We start from the raw sequence: 18,436 nt of genomic DNA, 5'->3' as shown, positions 1-18,436 counted from the left end.
GATGCCATAATTTGTTAGCTGGCTTGTCATACGATCGGCCCTGATGAACAGGTTTGGACAGTCAGAAGCAGGCATGCCGCAGGAAGACGGATTTTCCGAAGATCGATACGGGTCTCTGGATCTGGTGCCGGATATGGTCTGCGTCTGCGGCAGCGACGGTCTTCATGATTATTTCAACCAGGCCTGGCGTGCATACGGGACGGCGGTCTTTGCTTCGGCGCGATGGAGGGAATGGGTTCTTCCTGCGGATCGGCACCGGGTCGATCAGGCGTTGCGGGAGGCCATGCTGTCCGGCAGCGGGTGCGAGAGCGATCTGCGGCTTGTGCATCCGGTCGACGGTGCGCGCTGGTTTCTGCTGAGAGCGCGGCCGCTGCCCGGTGGGGCGGATGGGGCGTGCCGCTGGCTCCATAGTTTGACGGACATCGATGCCCGTAAACGGCGCGAGCTGACGCTTCTGCGGGATATCAGATTCCAGGCGGAAATGCTGAATGTCAGCGTCGATTGCATCAAGCTCCTTCGGCCGGATGGGACGCTGCTGCAGATGAACCGGGCCGGTTGCCTGGCGCTGAACGTCGGCGAGGCGTCCGGCTTCGGCATGGAATGGCTTCACCTGCTGCCCAAAGAGTCGCATCCGGCGGGACGCCAGGCGCTGCTGAAGGCGCGGCAGGGGGAGAATGCGCGTTTCCTCGGGGTCAGCCAGTTGCCGGGCCAGGACCCGCGCCACTGGGACAATATGCTGACGCCGGTGAAAAACGCGGAGGGGGATGTGGAGGCCATTCTCTGCGTGTCCCGCGACGTGACCGGGGAGCGCACCAGCGAACGGCGGATTGCGTCGCTCATGCATGAACTGACCCATCGGTCCAAGAACATGCTTGCCGTAGTGCAGGCGCTGATCCGGCGGACCGTGCCGGACCCGCATGCGCCCTTTGTCTCGGTCCTGGGCCAGCGTATCGCCGCGATCGTGCGCAACCAGGACCTGCTGATCAACGGACAGTGGTCGGGCATTACGATCGAGATGCTTCTAACCTCGCAGACCGCGGTGATCGGAGATGTGAACCAGAAGCGCCTGCTGTTGCACGGTGTGGGCGGGCTGTGCCTGCTGCCCGAAACGGCGGAACGGATCGGGCTCGCGATCCATGAACTGACGACCAACGCCATCAAATATGGTGCGCTTTCCAATGAAAGCGGGACGGTGACGATAGACTGGGCGATCCAGGAACAGGGTGATGATGAGCGCTTTCGCCTGGCCTGGCAGGAGAAAGGTGGCCCCCCTGTGCAGGCGCCCGCCGTCCGGGGGTTCGGGACGGCGGTGATCGAACGGAATCCGCGGGCCGTGCGCGGGGCGTCGGTCGTCTATCGTTATGAGCCGGACGGCGTGACGTGGACGTTCGAGGCCCCTGTATCCAGCGTCATGGAAGAGGGGGGGGCAGAGCTAGGCATTCCTCCCTGTCGCCTTCATGGACTGAAGGGAGGGAATGTTTTATGCTTTGCAGAATATTGTCTCGCCGAGAGTAGTCCTTTGAAAAGACAAGCGGGGGCCGCCGCCAACGTGCCGCGTATCGTGGATGCGAAGGTGCAATCCGAGGGATTTCGGGCCAATCGTGCGGCCCGGCGCAATGTGCTGGTCGAGGATTATGTCGAGTTGATCGCCGATCTGCTCGATGAAGGCATGGAAGCCCGGCAGGTCGATATCGCCGCGCGGCTCGGCGTTTCCCAGCCCACGGTGGCGAAGATGCTGGCCCGGCTGGCCAATGAGGGGCTTGTCACGCAGAAGCCGTATCGCGGCGTGTTCCTGACCCCGGCCGGGGAGGCGCTGGCCACCAACGTGCGCCGGCGCCATGGGATCGTCGAATCCTTTCTGACCGCGTTGGGGATCAGCACGGAAAATGTTCGCATCGATGCCGAGGGGATCGAGCATTATGCCAGCGAAGAGACGCTTGCCGCCTTCGAGCGCGCGCTGAATGCCGGGCTCCAATCCTTCATGGCGGCGGATGGCGTGAAACGGGGCGGGTAGGATGCTGCTGCGCGAGGGGGAAGCCCGGACCTTTGTCATGGACCGCCGATTGGGCTGTTCGCTGGCGGCGGTTGCGGGTGCGGTCAATGCGGCCGGCTTTCTCGCGGTCGGCTATTATTCGGCCAATATGACGGGCAATCTTTCCAGCCTGTCGATGGATGTGCGTGCGGCCGACTTGCCATCGGCGCTTTCCTGCCTGGGGCTGGTTGCCGCCTTCGTGGCGGGGGCGGTCCTGTCGGCCTTGCTGGTCAATGCCGGGCGGCATCGCCGGCACCGGGCCATCTATGCCTACAGTATCCTGCTGGAGGCGGTGCTGCTGGCCATGCTGGGGACGCTGGACATGGTGTTGCAGGCCGGTTTGCGCGGCGCGGTGCTGGCCTATGGGCTGAGTTTTCTGATGGGGTTGCAGAATGCGACGGTCACCCGCATTTCCGGTGCGCGGGTGCGGACGACGCATATGACCGGCATGCTGACCGATTTCGGGATCGAGTTGGCGGACTGGCTGGACGCCGTGTGCAGGCAGGGTGACCTGGCGTGGATGGCGCAGGTCCGCCAGCGGCTGGCGCTGCATGGCGGGATCGTCCTGTCCTTTGCCGGCGGCGGTGTGGCCGGGGCCCTGGCCTATGGCTGGTGGCGGGCGGGCGCGCTGCTGGGGTTGGCGCCGATCCTGGTCTGGCTGGCCTTGCCGGGGGCGGTGGCCGATCTGCGCGACCGGTTGTCGGGTTCGCCGCCGGGGCCGGTTCACTGACATGCCGGCGTTCATCCCCGACGACCATGAGGTGCTGGCCCATTATGCCAGCGATCAGGGCGATATCTGGATCAGCGAGGATATCCGGACCGAGAGCCGTATCTACTGGCAGGGGCGCTGCTGCCAAAGCGAGAGCGACGCCGACGGCATCAGCTACGCGCCTTATGTCCATGCGCTGTTCGGCTTCCTGATGCAGACCCCGGCCGGGACCCGGCCGGACGAGCCGGTGCTGGTGATCGGCTGCGGCGGTGGGTCGCTGGCCACGATGCTGGACAGGGCGGAGCGTTCGGTCGAGTTGGTGGACGTGAATCCGCTGGCCTTTTCCATTGCCCGTCAGCATTTCGGCCTGCCTCCGTGGATTGCCTGCCATCCGACGGATGGTGCTGCGTATCTGCGCGGGCTGCCTGCGACCCGGCGGTTCGGCGCGATTATCGTCGATGCGTTCCAGGGGGATGTCGTGCCCGGCCATCTGCTGGGGGCGGGGTTTCTGACCGATGCCGCCTATCGCCTGGCGGAGGACGGGTTTCTGGCCATGAATCTGTTCGAGTCGCCCGGCCGGCCGGACCTGGCCGTGCGTGCTGCCGTCACTGCCGGACGCGCCGTGGCGCCGCGGGGCGATGCGCGCCTGTTCGAAGAGGCGGAGGGGCGGGAGGGCAATGTCGTGCTGCTGGCGGGCGCGGTGGCCGGCCTGAGCGGCCCGGGCCTGCTGCTGCCGCCCCGGACGATGATCGCGGAGACGCGCGAGGCGCTGGAGCGGATGCGCTTTCGCCCGGTCGACGTGACGGTGTGACCGGGCGGAAGCCGGTCATGCCAGAAACGCGCGCCGGCTTGCCGCCAGCGCGTATTTTCGGTCAGGCCCTCAGAAACCTGCCTGGAAATGTGGGCTGGTGAGCGAGAGCGGCCCGTCAGGGCCGCGCCCGGTGTGTGTTTTCGAGCATCGGAGCGGAGCGGCCTTGATGGCCGTGAGCACCGACGCGCAGGAAACGCGCGCCGGCTTGCCGCCAGCGCGCATTTCCAGGCAGGTTTTCAGGATTTGATGGTGGAGGCGCGATAGATCTTGTCGATCGCGGCCGCCAGGGTGGCGTCGAATTCGGCGTCGGTCATGGAGGCTTTCAGTTCGCCGACCAGCGCGCGGGAGAAACTGGCGATCATGCCGTGGTTGGCGGCCAGGCGCGCGCAGGCATCGTCCAGCGTGTAGCCGCCGGAGAGGGCCACGACGCGCTGTACGCGCGGATGGCGGACCAGGTCGAGATACAGGTCCGGGGTTTCGGGGATCGTCAGCTTCAGCATCACCTGATAGTCGCCGGGCAGCGCGTCCAGGCCGCGCGCCAGCTCGTCACGCAGGATCGCCTCGGCGGCGGCCTTCTGCGGGCTCTTGATCAGGACTTCCGGCTCCAGGATCGGTACCAGGCCGTGGGCGGCGATCTGCCGGGCGACGTCGAACTGCTGTGCGGCGATGGCGGCGATGCCCTCCGGGTTCGCCAGGTTGATGACCGAGCGCTCCTTGGTGCCGTAGATGCCCAGCTTGACGGCACGGGCCAGCAGCGGGTCCAGACCGGGGATCGGCTTCATCAGCCGCACGCCGTCCACTTCGTCTTCCAGACCCTTGTCGACCTTCAGGAACGGGACGACGCCGCGATCTTCCCACAGATAGGAGGGAACCGGCTTTTCACCGACCAGCCCGTCCATCGTGCGCTCGAACAGGATGGCGGCGATGACCTTGTCACCGATGAAGGAGGGTGCCGTGATGATGCGCACACGCATCTCGTGCATCAGGCGGAACATCTCGTCGTCGCCATGATAGGCGCTCTCGGGGATGCCGTAATGGCTCAGGGCGCCGGGCGTGGAGCCCCCGCTCTGGTCCAGTGCTGCGATAAAACCAGGCTTGGCAGAGAGTTGTGATTTCATGCTCTCGATCGACATGATTATGTTTCCCCCGCTTGGTGCAGATGCGTGTCCGGGCCCTCGCCCGGGACCGGCGGTTGCAAAACCGTCCCCCAGGCGATTGCCCGTTTCTGGAGATTGCCGGGTTTGCCGTCAATGGTGAAGGGGTTACCCGGCGGAATGCTCAGCCCGGATCGATATCGTCGTGCAGGCTGGGGATCGTGGCGCAGACCAGGGCACTGTAATACTGGCTGTCGCGATGCGCCCGGACATAGGCCGGCGTGATCTGTGCCACCCGCGAGCGGGTGCGGACCGATGCGTACCAATGGACCACGCATGTTTGGGGCAGAAGGATATCCTGCGCCCGTGCCCGCCGGGTGGTGCGGAAGAGATGTTCCGAGATTTCGGGCGGGACCGGATAGAACACGGATGGGTCGTGGATGGTCAGCGCGTCCGTGCCGCTTTGCTCCGCCACCCGTTGCAGCAGGTGGGGGCCCAGCGCGTAGGGACGCAGCCGCTCCTCGGGCGACAGGGCCAGCATGGCGCGCAGGCAGGTGCGCAGCCAGGGTGCGCCGGGGGGTGCCCCCAGAACCGCGTTGTTCAGTCCGAGCGGGTAGAAGCGTTCGATGCGGCGGAACCCCCTCCAGCCGCCGGGCAGTGTGCGGAACGCCTGGCGTACCAGAGAAAGCCCGATATGCTTTGCCCGCAGCAGGGGCGAACGCGAGGCCCGGACGTGGGGCGGCCAGACGATGCGCTCGGTGCCGACGAAGGGACCGGATTGCAGCAGCGGACGCAGCGACGCGGTGGTGATCGTGTCCATGTCCAGATACACACCGCCATCGCGGTAGAGGATCGCGGTACGCAGGATATCCGCGCGCTGGACCGGCGTGCGTACGCCTTCGTACAGTGCGACCAGGCTGCCCGCCGGCAGGTCGGCGACCTGTTCCACCACCCGCAGGTCGCGTTGCGGGTCGACGTGGGACAGCATGACACCGGGCGCGCGTTCCAGCGCCTGTTTCTGCGGGCCATCCTCGAGCGGATCGGTGTGGTGGAGGATGACCGAATCCATTTCGCCCGTCGCGGCGGCCGAGAGGACGGCGAAGACATAGGCCCAGGGCAGGCGCGGGCCGATCCAGCAGAAATGGATGCGGGCGGGAATGGTCATGGCAGCCGGCTTTCCGTGGCGCGGGAAGAAGGGCGGCCTGTTTCGGCCGGGGGAGCAGTGATTGCGGCGCCCGGTTTCGGAACTATCGGCATCGCCGTCAAGTCCGCGCCCTTTTGTTTTGTCGTTGCCCGACGGTAGAGTGCCGCCCGCCTCCGAGCCTGGCTGGGCATGCGCGCCGGCGGTGACCCGGCGCGTGTTTGCCCGTCATCTCCCGGAGATCCCATGCGATCGAGAGAGTCCCTGCTATTGCGTGAAATCGTCATCTTCCGTCAGAATCAGTTCCGGGTTTCCGAGGTTTTCATTGCCCAGCAGGCGCAGGCCCTGCGCCGTTATGCGCCGCTCTATCTGGGGCGCATGCGCTTTGGGCACGGGCCGGATGGGGCGCGTACGCTGCTGCTGCGGGACCTGTGGCGGCATGCCGCGTGGCCCCGCATGCTGGCGCAGATGCTGACGCGCGATCCTGCGCCCTATCTGCGGCTGCTGGCGGGGCACCGGCCGGCGCTGGTCCATGCCCATTTCGGGGTCGATGGGGTCTATGCCATGGAAGTGGCGCGCCGGCTGGATGTGCCGCTGGTCACGACGTTCCATGGTTTCGACGTCACCCTGCCCGACCGGTATTTTCTGCGTTCGCCCGCCTGGGTAAACTATCCGCTGCATCGGCGCGCGCTGGCGCGGCAGGGGCAGTTGTTTCTGTGCAATTCCAGTTTTCTGCGCGATCAGGCGCTGGCGCGCGGCTTTCCGGCCGCACGGACGCGCGTGCATTATATCGGAGTGGACTGCAGCGCATACCAGCCACGCGAGCCGGGGGAGGAAACGCCGGTTATCCTGCATGTCGCGCGTCTGATCGAGTTGAAGGGCACGGAATATCTGCTGCGGGCCTTCGCGCGTATGGCGGCCGGCCGGCCGGGGCTGCGCCTGACCATTATCGGGGACGGACCCCAGCGCGCGCGGCTGGAGGCGCTGGCCGGGACGCTGGGCGTGGGGGAGCGCGTGCTGTTCCTGGGCTTGCGGCCGCATGCGGTGGTCATGGAATGGATGCGCCGGGCGATGATGCTGGTGCTGCCCAGTGTCCTGACCGCCAACGGGCGGGCGGAAGGGCTGGGGATGGTGATGCTGGAGGCGGCGGCCTGCGGCGTGTCGGTGGTCGCCACGCGGGTCGGCGGCATCCCCGAGGGGGTGGCGGAGGGGCGCAGCGGGCTGATCGTCCCACCCCGCGATGTCGAGGCGCTGGCCGCCGCCATGGACATTCTGGCGGCCGACCCGGCGCGGCGCGCGGCGATGGGCCATGCCGGGCGTGCCTTCGTCGTCGAGCGATTCGACCTGCGGCGGCAGACGGAGATGCTGGAATGCTGGTATGACGATCTGGTCCAGGCCCATGGCGGGACGGATTCCTCCTCGGGCCGGGCTATCGCGCATGCCGGGTCGCCCCTATGATGCGCCCCCTTTTCCGGCTTTTGCCGGTTCCTCGGACGATATGGCAACGATGAACGATATTCCCCTGGCCCGCCGCATCAGTAATCTGGGTGCGGGGGTGCGGTTTGCGGCCAAGGCCATCGCCACGCGCTATACGCCGCTGCTGGCGCAGGTGGTGGTGACGCGCCGCTGCAACCTGGCCTGCGGCTATTGCAATGAATTCGACGATTTCTCCGCCCCGGTTCCGTTCGCGGAACTCAAGGCGCGGGTGGACCATCTGGCGAAGCTCGGCACGGCCTCGATCACCTTTACCGGTGGCGAGCCGCTGCTGCATCCGGACCTGGACCGGATCGTGCGTGTGGCCCGCGACCATGGCATGATCGTGACGACCATCACCAACGGCTTCCGCCTGTCGCGCGCCTGGATCGACCGGCTGAATGCGGCCGGGTTGCAGGGGATGCAGGTCAGCATCGACAACATCACGCCCGACGATATTTCGATGAAGAGCCTGTCCTCGGTCGAAGGGAGGCTGGCGCTGCTGTCGAAGCACGCGCAGTTCAAGGTCAATGTGAATTCGGTCCTTGGCGTGACCGGTGAACGGACCCAGGATGTGGTGACGATCGCCGAGACGGCGGCACGCTATGGATTGCAGCATTCGGTGGGGGTGCTGCACGACCACCATGGCGGGCTGAAGGCGCTGAGCGACGAGCAGATGCGGGCCTATCGCCGGGTGACCGAGATCTCGCCCTCGCTGGTCCATACGCTGAATTATCGGCTGTTCCAGAAGAACCTGATGCATGGCCAGCCGAATGACTGGAAATGCCGCGCCGGGGCGCGCTACCTCTATGTGACCGAGGACGGCAAGGTACACTGGTGTTCGCAGCAGCGCGGCTATCCGGCCATACCGCTGCTGGAATACGGTCCCGCGGATCTGAAGCGCGAATATCATACCGAGAAATCGTGCAGTCCGACCTGCACGCTGAGCTGCGTGCATCAGATGAGCATGTTCGACCGCTATCGTGGTGCCCAGCATCCGACCGATCCGGTGCCCGTTCCCGCCGAAGCCTGAGAGACTGACCGGAAACGCGCGCTGGCGGCGATCCGACGCGCGTTTCCTATGCTTCGGTGCTGTCGGCCCTTAGGGCCGCTCTCGCTCGCCAGCCCACATTTCCGGTCAGCCTCTGGAGAGCGGTTGCAGGAACTGAGGCCCCTGTCGCGTTACAAGCGCCGCAGGCGCAGGAACGGGACGACGCGCGTGGAGAGAATCAGGGCTTCGGCCAGCAGGGTCGCGAGGCCGGCCCCGTTCACGCTCCACAGGCGTGCCAGCCCATACAGCACCGGCAGGCAGAGCGTGGTGGCGGCGATGCGTCCGGTGAACAGGCGGTGGGCATAGCCCAGCGAAACCAGGAACGGTTCCAGCGGCACGTCCCACAGATCCAGGATCGCCGCCGAAGTCAGCAGCATCAGCAGCGCCAGATCGTCCGTTCGGACCGCCAGCAGGGTCTGGAACACCCAGGGACCGACCGTGGCGGCCACCAGCAGCGCCACGGCGGAAAACAGGCCGAGCACCTGGAAGATTCGGACCATGATGCGCCGCATGCCCGCGCGGTCGCCCTGGTCGCGCAGGCGGATCAGTTCGGGATACAATGCCGGCGTCAGCAATTGCGCCGGCTGGGCCAGGGCGTCGCAGACATGCCAGGTGACACTGTAGATGGCGGCGGCGGCCGGATTGGTCGCCGCCCCCACCAGCAGCACGGTGACGCGGGAAGTCAGGGCCGCGAGCGCCTGGTTGCCGCTGGTCGACAGGGTGAGGCGCCAGATACCCTCGAAGCCCGTCTGCCAGAGCGTGCCCGCCAGCCGGAAGCCCCGCATGCTGGGTGCATGCCGGATGGCCACCCATGCCAGGCTGCAATTGGCCAGGAAGGACATGACGGTGCCGAGATACCAGACCGTCAGGAAGCCCCCCAGATGCCAGTGCAGGCCCATGCCCAGCAGGGTACCCGTCAGGCGGGTGGTGTTGATTGCCAGATCGGCCAGGGCGGATTGGCGGAAGCGATTGGTGAGGCGCAGCACGCCCAGCGCCCAGCAACTGTTCATGAACAGGACGGAGGTCATGTAGACCAGCGCCGGTCCCTGGGCGCTGGCCGGCCAGCCGAGAATCCGGCCGAAGGCGGCCACCCCGGCCAGGGCCACCGCCGTGCCGGCCAGGGCCCCGAGCCCGTCCAGCATCATGCAGTGGCGCAGCAGGGTCTGGAAGCGTGATTGCTCGCCGCGTGCGAACAGCGTGTTGCCGAAATGCAGGAGGGGCTGCCAGGACTGGAAGCGCGTGCCGACCGAGAAGGACGAGGCGCAGACATGCATCAGCAGCAGCGTGCCGTATCCCTCCAGCCCCAGCGCGCGTACGACCAGCGCGGTGGTGAGGAAGCCGAGCACGCCCGCCATCCCCTTGCCGCCCAGCAGGTAACCGGTATTGCGGAAGATCCGGGCGACCTGCCCGGGCGGTTGGGAAGACACTAGCGGTCGGTCAGGCGGAACTCGATGCGCCGGTTGCGGGCGTAGGCCGCCTGGGTATCGTGATTGTCCAACGGCTGGAAATCGGCGAAGCCGGTGGCTGCCAGATGCTGGGGGCTGATGCCTTCCGCGATCAGCAGCTTGACCACGGTGATCGCGCGGGCCGACGACAATTCCCAGTTGCTGGCAAAGGCGCTGTGGATCGGCTGGCGGTCGGCATGGCCGTCCACCCGCATGATCCAGGGGATCGCGGACGGGATCTGGCCCGAGACCTGGCGGAAGGTGCGGGCCAGGGTCCGGATCTCGGCCACGCCCTTGGGCGACAGCTCGGCGCTGCCGGGGGGGAAGAGGACCTCGCTCTGGAACACGAAGCGGTCGCCGACGACCTGCACGCCCTCCTGGTCTTTCAGGATGTCGCGCAGGCGGCCGAAGAATTCCGACCGGTAGCGCTGGAGCTGTTCGACCTTGTCGGCCAGGGCCACGTTCAGCTTCAGCCCCAGATCGTCGATCTTGTGGTCGCGGTCGTGGACCTGCTGCTGGGAGATATCCAGCATCGTCATCGCAGCGCCGAGCTGGTGGCGGAGTTCCTCGAGCTGTGCGCCCAGGGCCGCGACCTGCTGCTGGCTGGCCTGGGCCAGGTTGTCGCGCTCGGCCGTGAGCTGGGACACCTGGGCGGTCAGGGACGAGGCCATCGCCACGTCCTTGTCATGCGCCGAGCGTAGCGAAGCGACGGAGAGCTGGAGCGTGCGGGTGCGGTCATGCTCCAGCGCCAGCATGTCGTTGAGCTTGCTGACCTGCTGCGTCAACTGCTCCATCGCCTGCTGGCGCTTGGCCAGCACCACGGACAGGAAGGCCTGCCCCAGCACGAAGACCAGCAGGACGAAGATGACGACCATCAGCAGGGTGGACAATGCGTCCACATATCCCGGCCAGGCGTCCAGCCCGGCATGGGTCTGGCGGCGGCGGCGTGCCATGCTGTTACCTCGCGATCCCGGGGGCGATCAGGGCGCGCGCGCGCCGGCGGGTGCGGACGCGGCGATGGTGCGCGTCAGCAGGCGCAGGTCGCCGCGAATGTCGCTGGCGATCTGCGTGCGGCCCTGTTCCAGGTCCGACAGGATGCGGGTCAGCTGGGCCTCGATGCCGCGCAATTGCTGCTGGCCCGAATCCTCGACCATGCGCTGCATCAGGACGTGGCTGGCGCGCATGGTCTCGGTCATGACGCCGATCCGGTCGTTCAGGCTGACCAGCAGGGCCTGCTGCTGGTGCCGCCCTTCCTCGCCGCGGGCGATCAGGGCCTGCAGCTTTTCCAGATTCTCGGCCGTCTGTTCCAGCAGGGCCTGGACGTAGACGGGGATGCCGGCGTCGGTGCCGTCGCCGGCGCTGATGGCGGAGCCGATGCGGGTCAGGCCGGCCAGCCATTCCTCCAGCTCGTTGAAGAAGCGGTTCTGGGCCTGTCCCGCCGTCAGGTCCAGGAAGCCCAGCACCAGCGCGCTGGCCAGGCCGAACATCGACCCCGAGAAGGCGGTGCCCATGCCGTGCAGCGGCTTGGCCAGGCCGGTCTTCAACTGGTCGAACATCGCGTTCAGGTCGCCCGAGCCGACCGACAGGCTGGTGATGACGTCGGCGATCGACCAGATCGTCAGCAGCAGGCCGTAGAACGTGCCCAGCAGGCCCAGGAAGATCAGCAGGTTGGTCATGTAGCGCGACAGTTCCCGCCCCTCGTCGAGGCGCGAGGACAGGCTGTCGAGCATCGACTGCATCGCGGGGGTGGACAGGACCAGCCGGTCGGCGCGGTTGCGGGTGGCCAGCATCGAGGCCATCGGCGCCAGCAGGGTCGGCGGGGTGGGCTGGGCCAGACCGTCGCGCGGCTGGCGCAGCGTTTCCACCCAGCGGACCTCGGGGATCAGGCGCAGGACCATCCGGATGTTCCAGACGATGCCGAGCGCCAGGATGCCCAGGATGAGCCCATCGAGGATCGGGTTGTTGAAGAAGGCGGTGTACAGCATGCGCCCCAGGGCGCCGGCCGCCAGCACGACGACGGTGAGGAACAGGACGATACGCAGAAGATATGTGGTCGGCTGGGTCACGGCGCGGGACGCTGCTCCGAAGGGGCGGGGGAAGGCGGGGGTGCCGAGGCGACCATATCCGACCGGGTCACGTCAACATGATCCGGAAACGTTTCATTCACGCTGTCTGGCACATTGTCTGGGCTTTTTGCCCCGGGAGGGGGCACGCCGATCGCGCGGACATAGATCCGGGTCGAGGCGATGCCGGTATGGATCAGGATCGACCGGACCGCAAGGCCGCGCGCCAGCGAGAGGCGGCGGGGCGTGGAGACGTCGTCGGCCGCGCCGGAGGCCGTCGCGTCGATCTCGGCCCTTGCATAGGGCGCCTGCAGCAGGGTGGCGGCGAAGCCTTTCACCCGGTCGATCATGGCCGCATTCATGTCCGCGCTGCCAGCCGCGAAGGTCAGCCGCAGGCCGGCGGGCAGGTCGGTGGCCGCGCCCTGGGCATCCGCCTTCGCCTGGATCTCCGGCGGGGGGGCGGGAGGATGGAGCGGGACGTCGATCACGGGGGGACGGATGACCGGCGGGGGCGGTGGGGCGGCGGGTATGGTGGGGGATGGCGCGGGGTGGGCTGGAGCCGGTGCCGGCCTGGCGGGAGGGGTGACGGCGGGGGGATGCGTCGGTGCGGTGTGGGTCGGGCGCGGCTTCGGCGTCCCGGCCCCGGGAAGGGCGGACAGCGCGCTGTCGTCGGTCGTGACCTGCGCGTGGACCGGCGTGAATGCCAGTCCGCCCAGCACCGAGAGGGCCGCGAGCAGGGCGCGGGATGCTGGCGGGCGGCGGAGGCCGGAGCGCGGGGAGTGAGCGGGGCGGATATCGGGCATGATCGGGGCAGCCTAGACCAGATCGCCCGCGGGTCGAAGGGGCGGCGTGCGAGGAGGTGAAGAGGCTGTCGCGGCTCAGGGCCGCGCGGTCAGGCTCTCTGCCACCAGTTCGCGCAGTTTTCCGTGCAGTTGGGCGTTTCCGGCCACCACATTGACCGAATCGCCCATGTCGTGCAGGTCGGCGCCATCCGGGTCGGTGGCGTAGCCGCCGGCTTCGCGCACCAGCAGCAGGCCGGCGGCGCAGTCCCACGGTTTCAGCCCCAGTTCCCAGAAGCCTTCGTACCGGCCGGCGGCCACCCAGGCGAGATCCAGCGCCGCCGAGCCGAAGCGGCGGACGCCCGCCACCTGCGGCATCAGCGCGCCCAGCGTGCGGGCGAAGGACAGGCGGCGCTGCGCCGGGACCTTGGCGAAGGGAATGCCGGTGGCGAACAGGGCCTCGTGCATGTCGCGGCGGGCCGAGACGCGGAGGCGGCGTTCGTTGAGGAACGCGCCCACGCCCTTTTCGGCCCAGAACATCTCGTTGGCCGCCGGGTTGTAGACCAGCCCCGCCGCCAGTTCGATCGTGCCGTCCGGCAGGCGGCGCTGCAGGGCGATCGAGATCGCCCAGTGGGGGATGCCGTGCAGGAAGTTGGTGGTGCCATCCAGCGGATCGACGATCCAGCGCCAGGTCCAGTTGTCGCTGCCCGAGGCGCCGCTTTCCTCCATCAGGAAGGCGTAGCCGGGGCGGGCGCGCTCCAGTTCCTCGCGGATCGCGGCTTCGGCGCGCAGGTCGGCCTGCGAGACGAAATCGCCGGGGCCCTTGATGCTGACCTGGAGCTGCTCGACTTCGTTGAAGTCGCGCAGCAGGCGCCGCGCGGCCTTCTGTGCCGCGTTCTGCATCACCGTCATATGGGGAGAGAGTCGCATGGCCACGGCGGTCGGTCCTGTCTGGGCTAGAGCGGGTCGTGATGAGGTCGACTCACCTCATCACGCAAAGATGTTCTGTGGAACGATAAAAACGCAGCGCGGGGGCCTCAGCCCTTCGCGCGTTCCACGTAGCTGGCGTCTTCGGTGCGGATGACGACGCGTTCGCCGGCTTCGATGAAGGGCGGCACCATGGTCTTGACGCCGTTGGACAGCTTGGCCGGCTTGTAGGACGAGCTGGCGGTCTGGCCCTTCACGACCGGATCGGCCTCGACGATTTCCAGCGTCACCTGGGCGGGAAGCTGCACGCCCACCGGGTCGCCCTCGACCAGGTTGATCACCAGCGTCATGTTGTCCTGCAGGAACGGCGCCTGGTCGCCCAGCAGGTCCAGCGGGATCAGCGTCTGCTCGAACGTCTCCGGGTCCATCAGCACGACATTGTCGCCGTCCATGTAGGAATAGGTATATTCCTTTTCCTCGGTCATCAGGCGTTCGACGGTGTCGGCGGTGCGCCAGCGCTCGTTGGTCTTGTTGCCGGTCTTGAGGTCGCGCATCTCCACCTGGATGAAGGCGCCGCCCTTGCCGGGGGTGATGATCTGTTGCTTCAGGACGGTCCAGCGACGGCCTTCGTGCTCGATGACCTGTCCGGCACGGATCAGGTTCGCCTGCTGTTTCATGGTGGGCCCTGTCTGGCTATGGGGTATGGAAGGCGGGCTTCTAACGCTCTCGGGCGCCGAGGGCAAGGTTGGGGGCGGATTCCGCGTCGAGTTTGTGGCGCCCGCCGGCCGGATCGCGCACCACGGCGCCCCCGTCGCCGGTTTCCAGATAGTCCGGCCCCAGCGGGACCTTGCCGTGCCCGCCGGGAATGTCGAGCGTGTAGGTGGGCCAGGCCAGGCCCGTCACCCGGCCGCGCAGGCCCGCCAGCAGGCGGCGGCCCTCGGCGATCGGCACGTGGAAGCGCGCGGTGCCGGGGGCGGGGTCGAGCTGGTGCAGGTAGTAGGGCTTCACCCTTGCCTCGACCATCGCACGGAACAGCCCCTCCAGCGCCGCGACGCTGTCATTGACGCCGCGCAGCAGCACCGACTGGCCCAGCACCGGGATGGCCCGCGCCTGGATGCGGCGCAGCGCCGCGCGGGCGGCCGGGGTCAATTCGCGGGCATGGTTGGCATGCATGACCACCCACATGGCGCGGTCGGTCTGCATCGCATCGGCCAGTGCGTCGGTGATGCGGGCGGGATCGGCCACCGGCACGCGGCTGTGGATGCGGATGGTCGTGACATGGGGCATCGCCTCCAGCGCACGGACGATGGCGCCCAGCCGGCGGGGGGAGAGCATCAGCGGGTCGCCGCCGGTCAGGATCACCTCGCGGATCGCGGGGTGGTCGCGCAGCCAGTCCAGCGCGCGGGCCAGGGCCGCGTCGTCCAGCACGCCGCCATCGGGGCCCACATGTTCGCGCCGGAAGCAGAAGCGGCAATAGAGCGGGCAGACCAGCAGGGGCTTGAGCAGCGCGCGGTCGGCATAGCGGTGGACGATGCCGGGCACGGGCGACAGGGCGTCGTCGGCGATCGGGTCCGCGCGTTCATGCGCCGCCACGGCCAGTTCGGCGGCGTCGGGGATCACTTGCAGGCCGATCGGGTCGTCGGGCCGTTCGATCAGGGCGGCGAAGGCGGGGGGGATGGCGGTGGCGTATTGCCGGGCGACATCCTCCAGCGCCAGGGCTGCGTCCGGGGGCACCAGTCCCGCTGCCACCAGGGCCGGGATGTCGCGCAGGGTCCGGCCCGCTTGCGGGGCGAAATCGTCCTGGAGATGGTTGACCGATCGTGTCATCGGCTGGCTCTACTCGACCGGTCTTCGTCCCGCAACAGGAGTCGTGCATGGCCGATCGCGGCGGTTCAGCCCCTTTTTCCGTGCCGGATCGGGACCCCGACCGCATTGCCGGCCGGTTGCCGCTGCTGCGGCGGCGGGCGCTGGTGGCGCGCGGGGTGCGCGCCTTCTTCGATGCGCGGGGCTATCTGGAGGTCGACACGCCCTATGCGGTGCCGACCCCGGGCGAGGAGGTGCATCTGAAGGTGTTCCGCACCGAACGGCGGCATCATGACGGCACGGGCGAGGCGCTGTTCCTGCATACCAGCCCCGAATTCGCCATGAAGCGGATCGTCGCCGCGACCGGGCTGCCGGTCTTCCAACTGGCGCGCGTGTGGCGGAACGAGGAGGGTAGCCATCTGCATGCCTCGGAATTCACCATGCTGGAATGGTACCGGCCCGGCGCGTCGCTGTCGGCGCTGATGGACGAGACCGAGGCCCTGATGCGCGCGGTGCTGCCGCCGGTCGTCGCGCGCCCGGCCGGGCTGGCGGACGCCATTCCCCTGCGGCTGGACGGGCCGTTCGAGCGCCTGACGATGCAGGAGGCCTTTGCCCGGCATGCGGGGGTGGACCTGCTGCCGACCGAGGGCGATGCCGGCGCGCTGGCCGTGGCGGCGGGCTGTGCCCTGCGGGACGGCGAGACGTGGGAGGATCTGTTCTTTCGCCTGCTGATGGAGCGGGTGGAGCCCGCGATCGGCCGGGACCGGCCGACATTCCTGACGCATTGGCCGGCCAGCCAGGCGGCATTGGCGCGGCGCGACCCCACCGACCCGCGCACCGCCCTGCGCTTCGAGCTTTATGCCGCCGGCATGGAACTGGCGAACGCGTTCGAGGAGTTGACCGACCCGGTGGAGCAGCGCCGGCGCTTCGTGGAGGACCGGGCCCGGCGGGCGGCGCTGTATGGCACAGCGCCCGGGCTGGACTGGCCGATGGACGAGGCCCTGCTGGCGGCGCTGGCGCATCTGCCGCCCTGCGCGGGCATTGCACTGGGATTTGATCGGCTGGTCATGTTGGCGGCGGGGACGGCCCGCATAAATGACATTTTATGGATGGGCTGAACTATGGACGGATTGAAATATTTGTAATTTCGTCCCCAATTCGTACGCCATGGCGGTTATGCTACGTTAACGTCATGATAAATTCTATCCTGTAGATCGGTAACCGGATCATGAAATACCTCTCGCTCCTACCGCTGGCTGCCCTGCTCGCCCTGACGGCGTGCGAGGTACCCTCTCCCGAGCAGCGGAAGCTGCTCAATTCGATGGTCGGCCGGGGCGAGGTGGACGTGATCCGCACGTTCGGCGTGCCCACGCGCTCCTATGAGGCCCAGGGCCATACGTTCCTGGCCTATATCGACAGCGAGACCAACTATTCGCCCGGTGCCGGCGGCTGGGGCTGGGGTTGGGGTGGCGGCCCCGGCTGGGGCGGCGGCTGGGGTGGCTGGGGAGGCGGCTGGGGTGGCCCCGGTTGGGGCCCCGGCTGGGGCGGTGGCTGGGGTGGCATGGGCGGCACCGTCTATACCAGCACCTGCCAGACGACCTTCGAGGTCATTGCCGGCCGGGTTTCGGGCTGGACGATGCGGGGCGACGGATGCTGATTGCCGCCCGCTGAGGCGGGCATGATGACGGGGCGGCGCCGGGTCCGCCCCGCAAAGGGGGTGGAATGAGTGCGGCGCGCGTTCTGATGGCCGGCCTGCTGGCGTGCCCTGTCGCGGCCTGTGCGCCGGCGGCCTGGCAGGACCCGTTTCTGGTCCGTGGCGACAGCCGGGCGGCCGCCATTCCCACCGTTTCGGTCGAACATAGCTATACGCCGGCGCTGGATCAGGGGCGGCCGGACAGTCGGGTGGCCTATGGCGCGCCCGACACGCCGATCTATCGCGACCGGCCGCTGAACGAGACCCTGCGCGGCAGCATCGAGCTGGCCGATTATACGCGGGCGCTCGATCTGGCCGGGATGATGGCGCCGTTGCGGCAGGCGGGGCCGTTCACCGTGTTTGCCGTCCCTAATCTGCCGATGGAGCAACTGGCCCGTGCGTCCGGCCCGTCGGGCAGCGTGCCGGCGCCGGCGGTGCTGCATCGGGCGCTGGCCTATAGCATCGTGCGCGGAGCCTATCCGGCGGCGCGCCTGCGCCAGATGGTCGCCGCGGCGCCCGGCAACCGGGTCAGCCTGCCGACGGTTGCCGGCGGGACGGTGCTGGTGGGGCGCGACCCGGGGACGGGGCGGCTGGTGCTGTCGGACGGGGCCGGGGGTGTGGCGCCGATCTGGATCGACGGGATGCCGCAATCCAACGGGGTGCTGTATCTGACCCGCTCGCTGCTGGGGGTGCCGCCGGCCTCGGACGATGGGGCGCCGGCCCGGACCGGGTGATCGGGCCGGCTTCTGCTCAGGCTGCGTCGATCGCGGCGTTCATGGCGCGCACGCCGGCGGCTGGGCCTTCGGGGTGCGACCAGACGGCGCTGATCACGGCCAGGAAATCCGCGCCCGCCCGCACCAGGGGGGCGCAGTTTTCGGGCGTGATGCCGCCGATGGTCACCACCGGCAGTTCCATCATCGCGCTCCACCAGGTCAGCAGTTCCACGGAGGCGCGGATCTCGGTCTCCTTGGAGGGCGAGGGGAAGAACGCGCCGAAGGCGACGTAATCGGCCCCGGCCTCGCCCGCGCGCATCGCCAGGTCCCGGCTGTCATAGCATGAGACGCCCAGTTGCAGTTCGTCGCCCAGCAGGGCGCGGGAGGCGGCGGCATCCGTGTCCTCGCCACCGACATGCGCGCCGTCGCAGCCGCTGCGGCGGGCGAGGTCGGGGCGGTCGTTCAGGATGAAGGCGACGTCGCGCTCCTGCGCCACCGGGCGCAGGGTGTCGATCGCGCGGAGGATCGCATCGTCGGATACGTCCTTCAGGCGCAACTGCACGGCGGCGACGGGGCCGGCATCGAGGGCGCGCGCCAGATCCGGCGCGAACGCGGCCGGGTCCAGGACCGGGGGGGTGACGAGATAAAGCTGACAATCATACATCGTGGGCCGATCATACGGCGCCCCGCGCCGCAACGACA

General features: G+C 68.1%; 18 protein-coding genes and 1 pseudogene. 9 read left to right on the top strand and 10 right to left on the bottom strand.

Features of this window, described 5'->3' with window-relative positions:
- Positions 1-43 precede the first annotated feature (43 nt).
- The 4 genes and pseudogenes from HLH36_RS19855 to HLH36_RS13370 all read left to right on the top strand — a co-directional run.
- Positions 44-1,069, top strand: a pseudogene (locus HLH36_RS19855) (PAS domain-containing protein); the annotation flags it as partial.
- Between the two features lie 450 nt (positions 1,070-1,519).
- Positions 1,520-2,014 (top strand): manganese-binding transcriptional regulator MntR, encoded by a 495-nt coding sequence (gene mntR / locus HLH36_RS19850; protein WP_246376845.1) that lies wholly within the window; start codon positions 1,520-1,522, stop codon positions 2,012-2,014.
- Position 2,015: 1 nt separating this feature from the next.
- Complete coding sequence (locus tag HLH36_RS13375; protein WP_182986853.1) at positions 2,016-2,762, top strand: YoaK family protein; 747 nt, start codon at positions 2,016-2,018, stop codon at positions 2,760-2,762.
- 1 nt (position 2,763) lies between these two features.
- The gene (locus HLH36_RS13370) at positions 2,764-3,552 is read left to right on the top strand and encodes a spermidine synthase (RefSeq protein ID WP_182986852.1); all 789 of its coding nucleotides are present in this window, start codon (positions 2,764-2,766) and stop codon (positions 3,550-3,552) included.
- Positions 3,553-3,788: 236 nt separating this feature from the next.
- Here HLH36_RS13370 and HLH36_RS13365 read toward each other — a convergent pair whose 3' ends face one another.
- Positions 3,789-4,685 carry a fructose bisphosphate aldolase gene (locus HLH36_RS13365; RefSeq protein WP_182986851.1) on the bottom strand — a complete coding sequence of 299 codons (897 nt, stop codon included), beginning with the start codon at positions 4,683-4,685 and terminating at the stop codon, positions 3,789-3,791.
- Positions 4,686-4,830: 145 nt separating this feature from the next.
- A complete protein-coding gene (locus HLH36_RS13360; RefSeq protein ID WP_182986850.1) occupies positions 4,831-5,811 on the bottom strand; it encodes a glycosyltransferase in 981 nt (326 codons plus the stop codon).
- Positions 5,812-6,057: 246 nt separating this feature from the next.
- On the opposite strand from HLH36_RS13360, the gene HLH36_RS13355 reads away from it, so the two are divergent.
- Together HLH36_RS13355 and HLH36_RS13350 are read left to right on the top strand one after the other, a co-directional pair.
- Positions 6,058-7,245, top strand: a complete 1,188-nt coding sequence (locus HLH36_RS13355) for a glycosyltransferase (protein ID WP_182986849.1) — start codon at positions 6,058-6,060, stop codon at positions 7,243-7,245.
- Between the two features lie 49 nt (positions 7,246-7,294).
- The gene (locus tag HLH36_RS13350; protein WP_182967842.1) at positions 7,295-8,293 is read left to right on the top strand and encodes a radical SAM protein; all 999 of its coding nucleotides are present in this window, start codon (positions 7,295-7,297) and stop codon (positions 8,291-8,293) included.
- Positions 8,294-8,442: 149 nt separating this feature from the next.
- Here the strand turns inward: HLH36_RS13350 and HLH36_RS13345 are convergent, their stop codons facing one another.
- The 7 genes from HLH36_RS13345 to HLH36_RS13315 all read right to left on the bottom strand — a co-directional run bounded on the left by HLH36_RS13345 (position 8,443) and on the right by HLH36_RS13315 (position 15,352).
- Positions 8,443-9,738, bottom strand: coding sequence for a lipopolysaccharide biosynthesis protein (locus tag HLH36_RS13345; RefSeq protein WP_338030457.1), 1,296 nt, complete (start codon positions 9,736-9,738; stop codon positions 8,443-8,445).
- Complete coding sequence (locus HLH36_RS13340) at positions 9,738-10,709, bottom strand: peptidoglycan -binding protein (protein WP_182986848.1); 972 nt, start codon at positions 10,707-10,709, stop codon at positions 9,738-9,740. Before HLH36_RS13340 ends, HLH36_RS13345 begins: the two co-directional genes overlap by 1 nt.
- A gap of 27 nt (positions 10,710-10,736) precedes the next feature.
- The gene (locus HLH36_RS13335) at positions 10,737-11,822 is read right to left on the bottom strand and encodes a flagellar motor protein MotA (protein ID WP_182986847.1); all 1,086 of its coding nucleotides are present in this window, start codon (positions 11,820-11,822) and stop codon (positions 10,737-10,739) included.
- Positions 11,819-12,622, bottom strand: a complete 804-nt coding sequence (locus HLH36_RS13330) for an OmpA family protein (RefSeq protein ID WP_246376820.1) — start codon at positions 12,620-12,622, stop codon at positions 11,819-11,821. The genes HLH36_RS13335 and HLH36_RS13330 overlap by 4 nt, the downstream gene beginning before the upstream one ends.
- A 75-nt stretch (positions 12,623-12,697) precedes the next feature.
- Positions 12,698-13,528 carry an inositol monophosphatase family protein gene (locus HLH36_RS13325; RefSeq protein WP_182967848.1) on the bottom strand — a complete coding sequence of 277 codons (831 nt, stop codon included), beginning with the start codon at positions 13,526-13,528 and terminating at the stop codon, positions 12,698-12,700.
- Positions 13,529-13,635: 107 nt separating this feature from the next.
- The gene (gene efp, locus HLH36_RS13320; RefSeq protein ID WP_182986846.1) at positions 13,636-14,202 is read right to left on the bottom strand and encodes an elongation factor P; all 567 of its coding nucleotides are present in this window, start codon (positions 14,200-14,202) and stop codon (positions 13,636-13,638) included.
- A 40-nt stretch (positions 14,203-14,242) separates the two neighbouring features.
- The gene (locus tag HLH36_RS13315; protein WP_182986845.1) at positions 14,243-15,352 is read right to left on the bottom strand and encodes a lysine-2,3-aminomutase-like protein; all 1,110 of its coding nucleotides are present in this window, start codon (positions 15,350-15,352) and stop codon (positions 14,243-14,245) included.
- A 47-nt stretch (positions 15,353-15,399) separates the two neighbouring features.
- Here HLH36_RS13315 and epmA point away from each other — a divergent pair, with 47 nt between their 5' ends.
- From epmA to HLH36_RS13300, 3 genes are all read left to right on the top strand, one after another.
- Entirely contained in the window at positions 15,400-16,446 is a 1,047-nt protein-coding gene (epmA, locus tag HLH36_RS13310; protein ID WP_182986844.1) for an EF-P lysine aminoacylase EpmA, read from the top strand.
- A 110-nt stretch (positions 16,447-16,556) separates the two neighbouring features.
- Positions 16,557-16,985, top strand: coding sequence for a hypothetical protein (locus HLH36_RS13305; RefSeq protein ID WP_182986843.1), 429 nt, complete (start codon positions 16,557-16,559; stop codon positions 16,983-16,985).
- A 65-nt stretch (positions 16,986-17,050) separates the two neighbouring features.
- Complete coding sequence (locus HLH36_RS13300) at positions 17,051-17,755, top strand: fasciclin domain-containing protein (protein ID WP_182986842.1); 705 nt, start codon at positions 17,051-17,053, stop codon at positions 17,753-17,755.
- A gap of 16 nt (positions 17,756-17,771) precedes the next feature.
- Here HLH36_RS13300 and thiE read toward each other — a convergent pair whose 3' ends face one another.
- On the bottom strand, positions 17,772-18,398 hold the full coding sequence (thiE, locus tag HLH36_RS13295) for a thiamine phosphate synthase (RefSeq protein WP_182986841.1): 627 nt from the start codon (positions 18,396-18,398) through the stop codon (positions 17,772-17,774).
- Positions 18,399-18,436: the final 38 nt, after the last annotated feature.

This window comes from Gluconacetobacter aggeris (genome assembly GCF_014174395.1).
GTDB classification, from domain to species: Bacteria; Pseudomonadota; Alphaproteobacteria; order Acetobacterales; family Acetobacteraceae; genus Gluconacetobacter; species Gluconacetobacter aggeris.
This window is presented reverse-complemented; position numbering and strand designations above follow the sequence as displayed.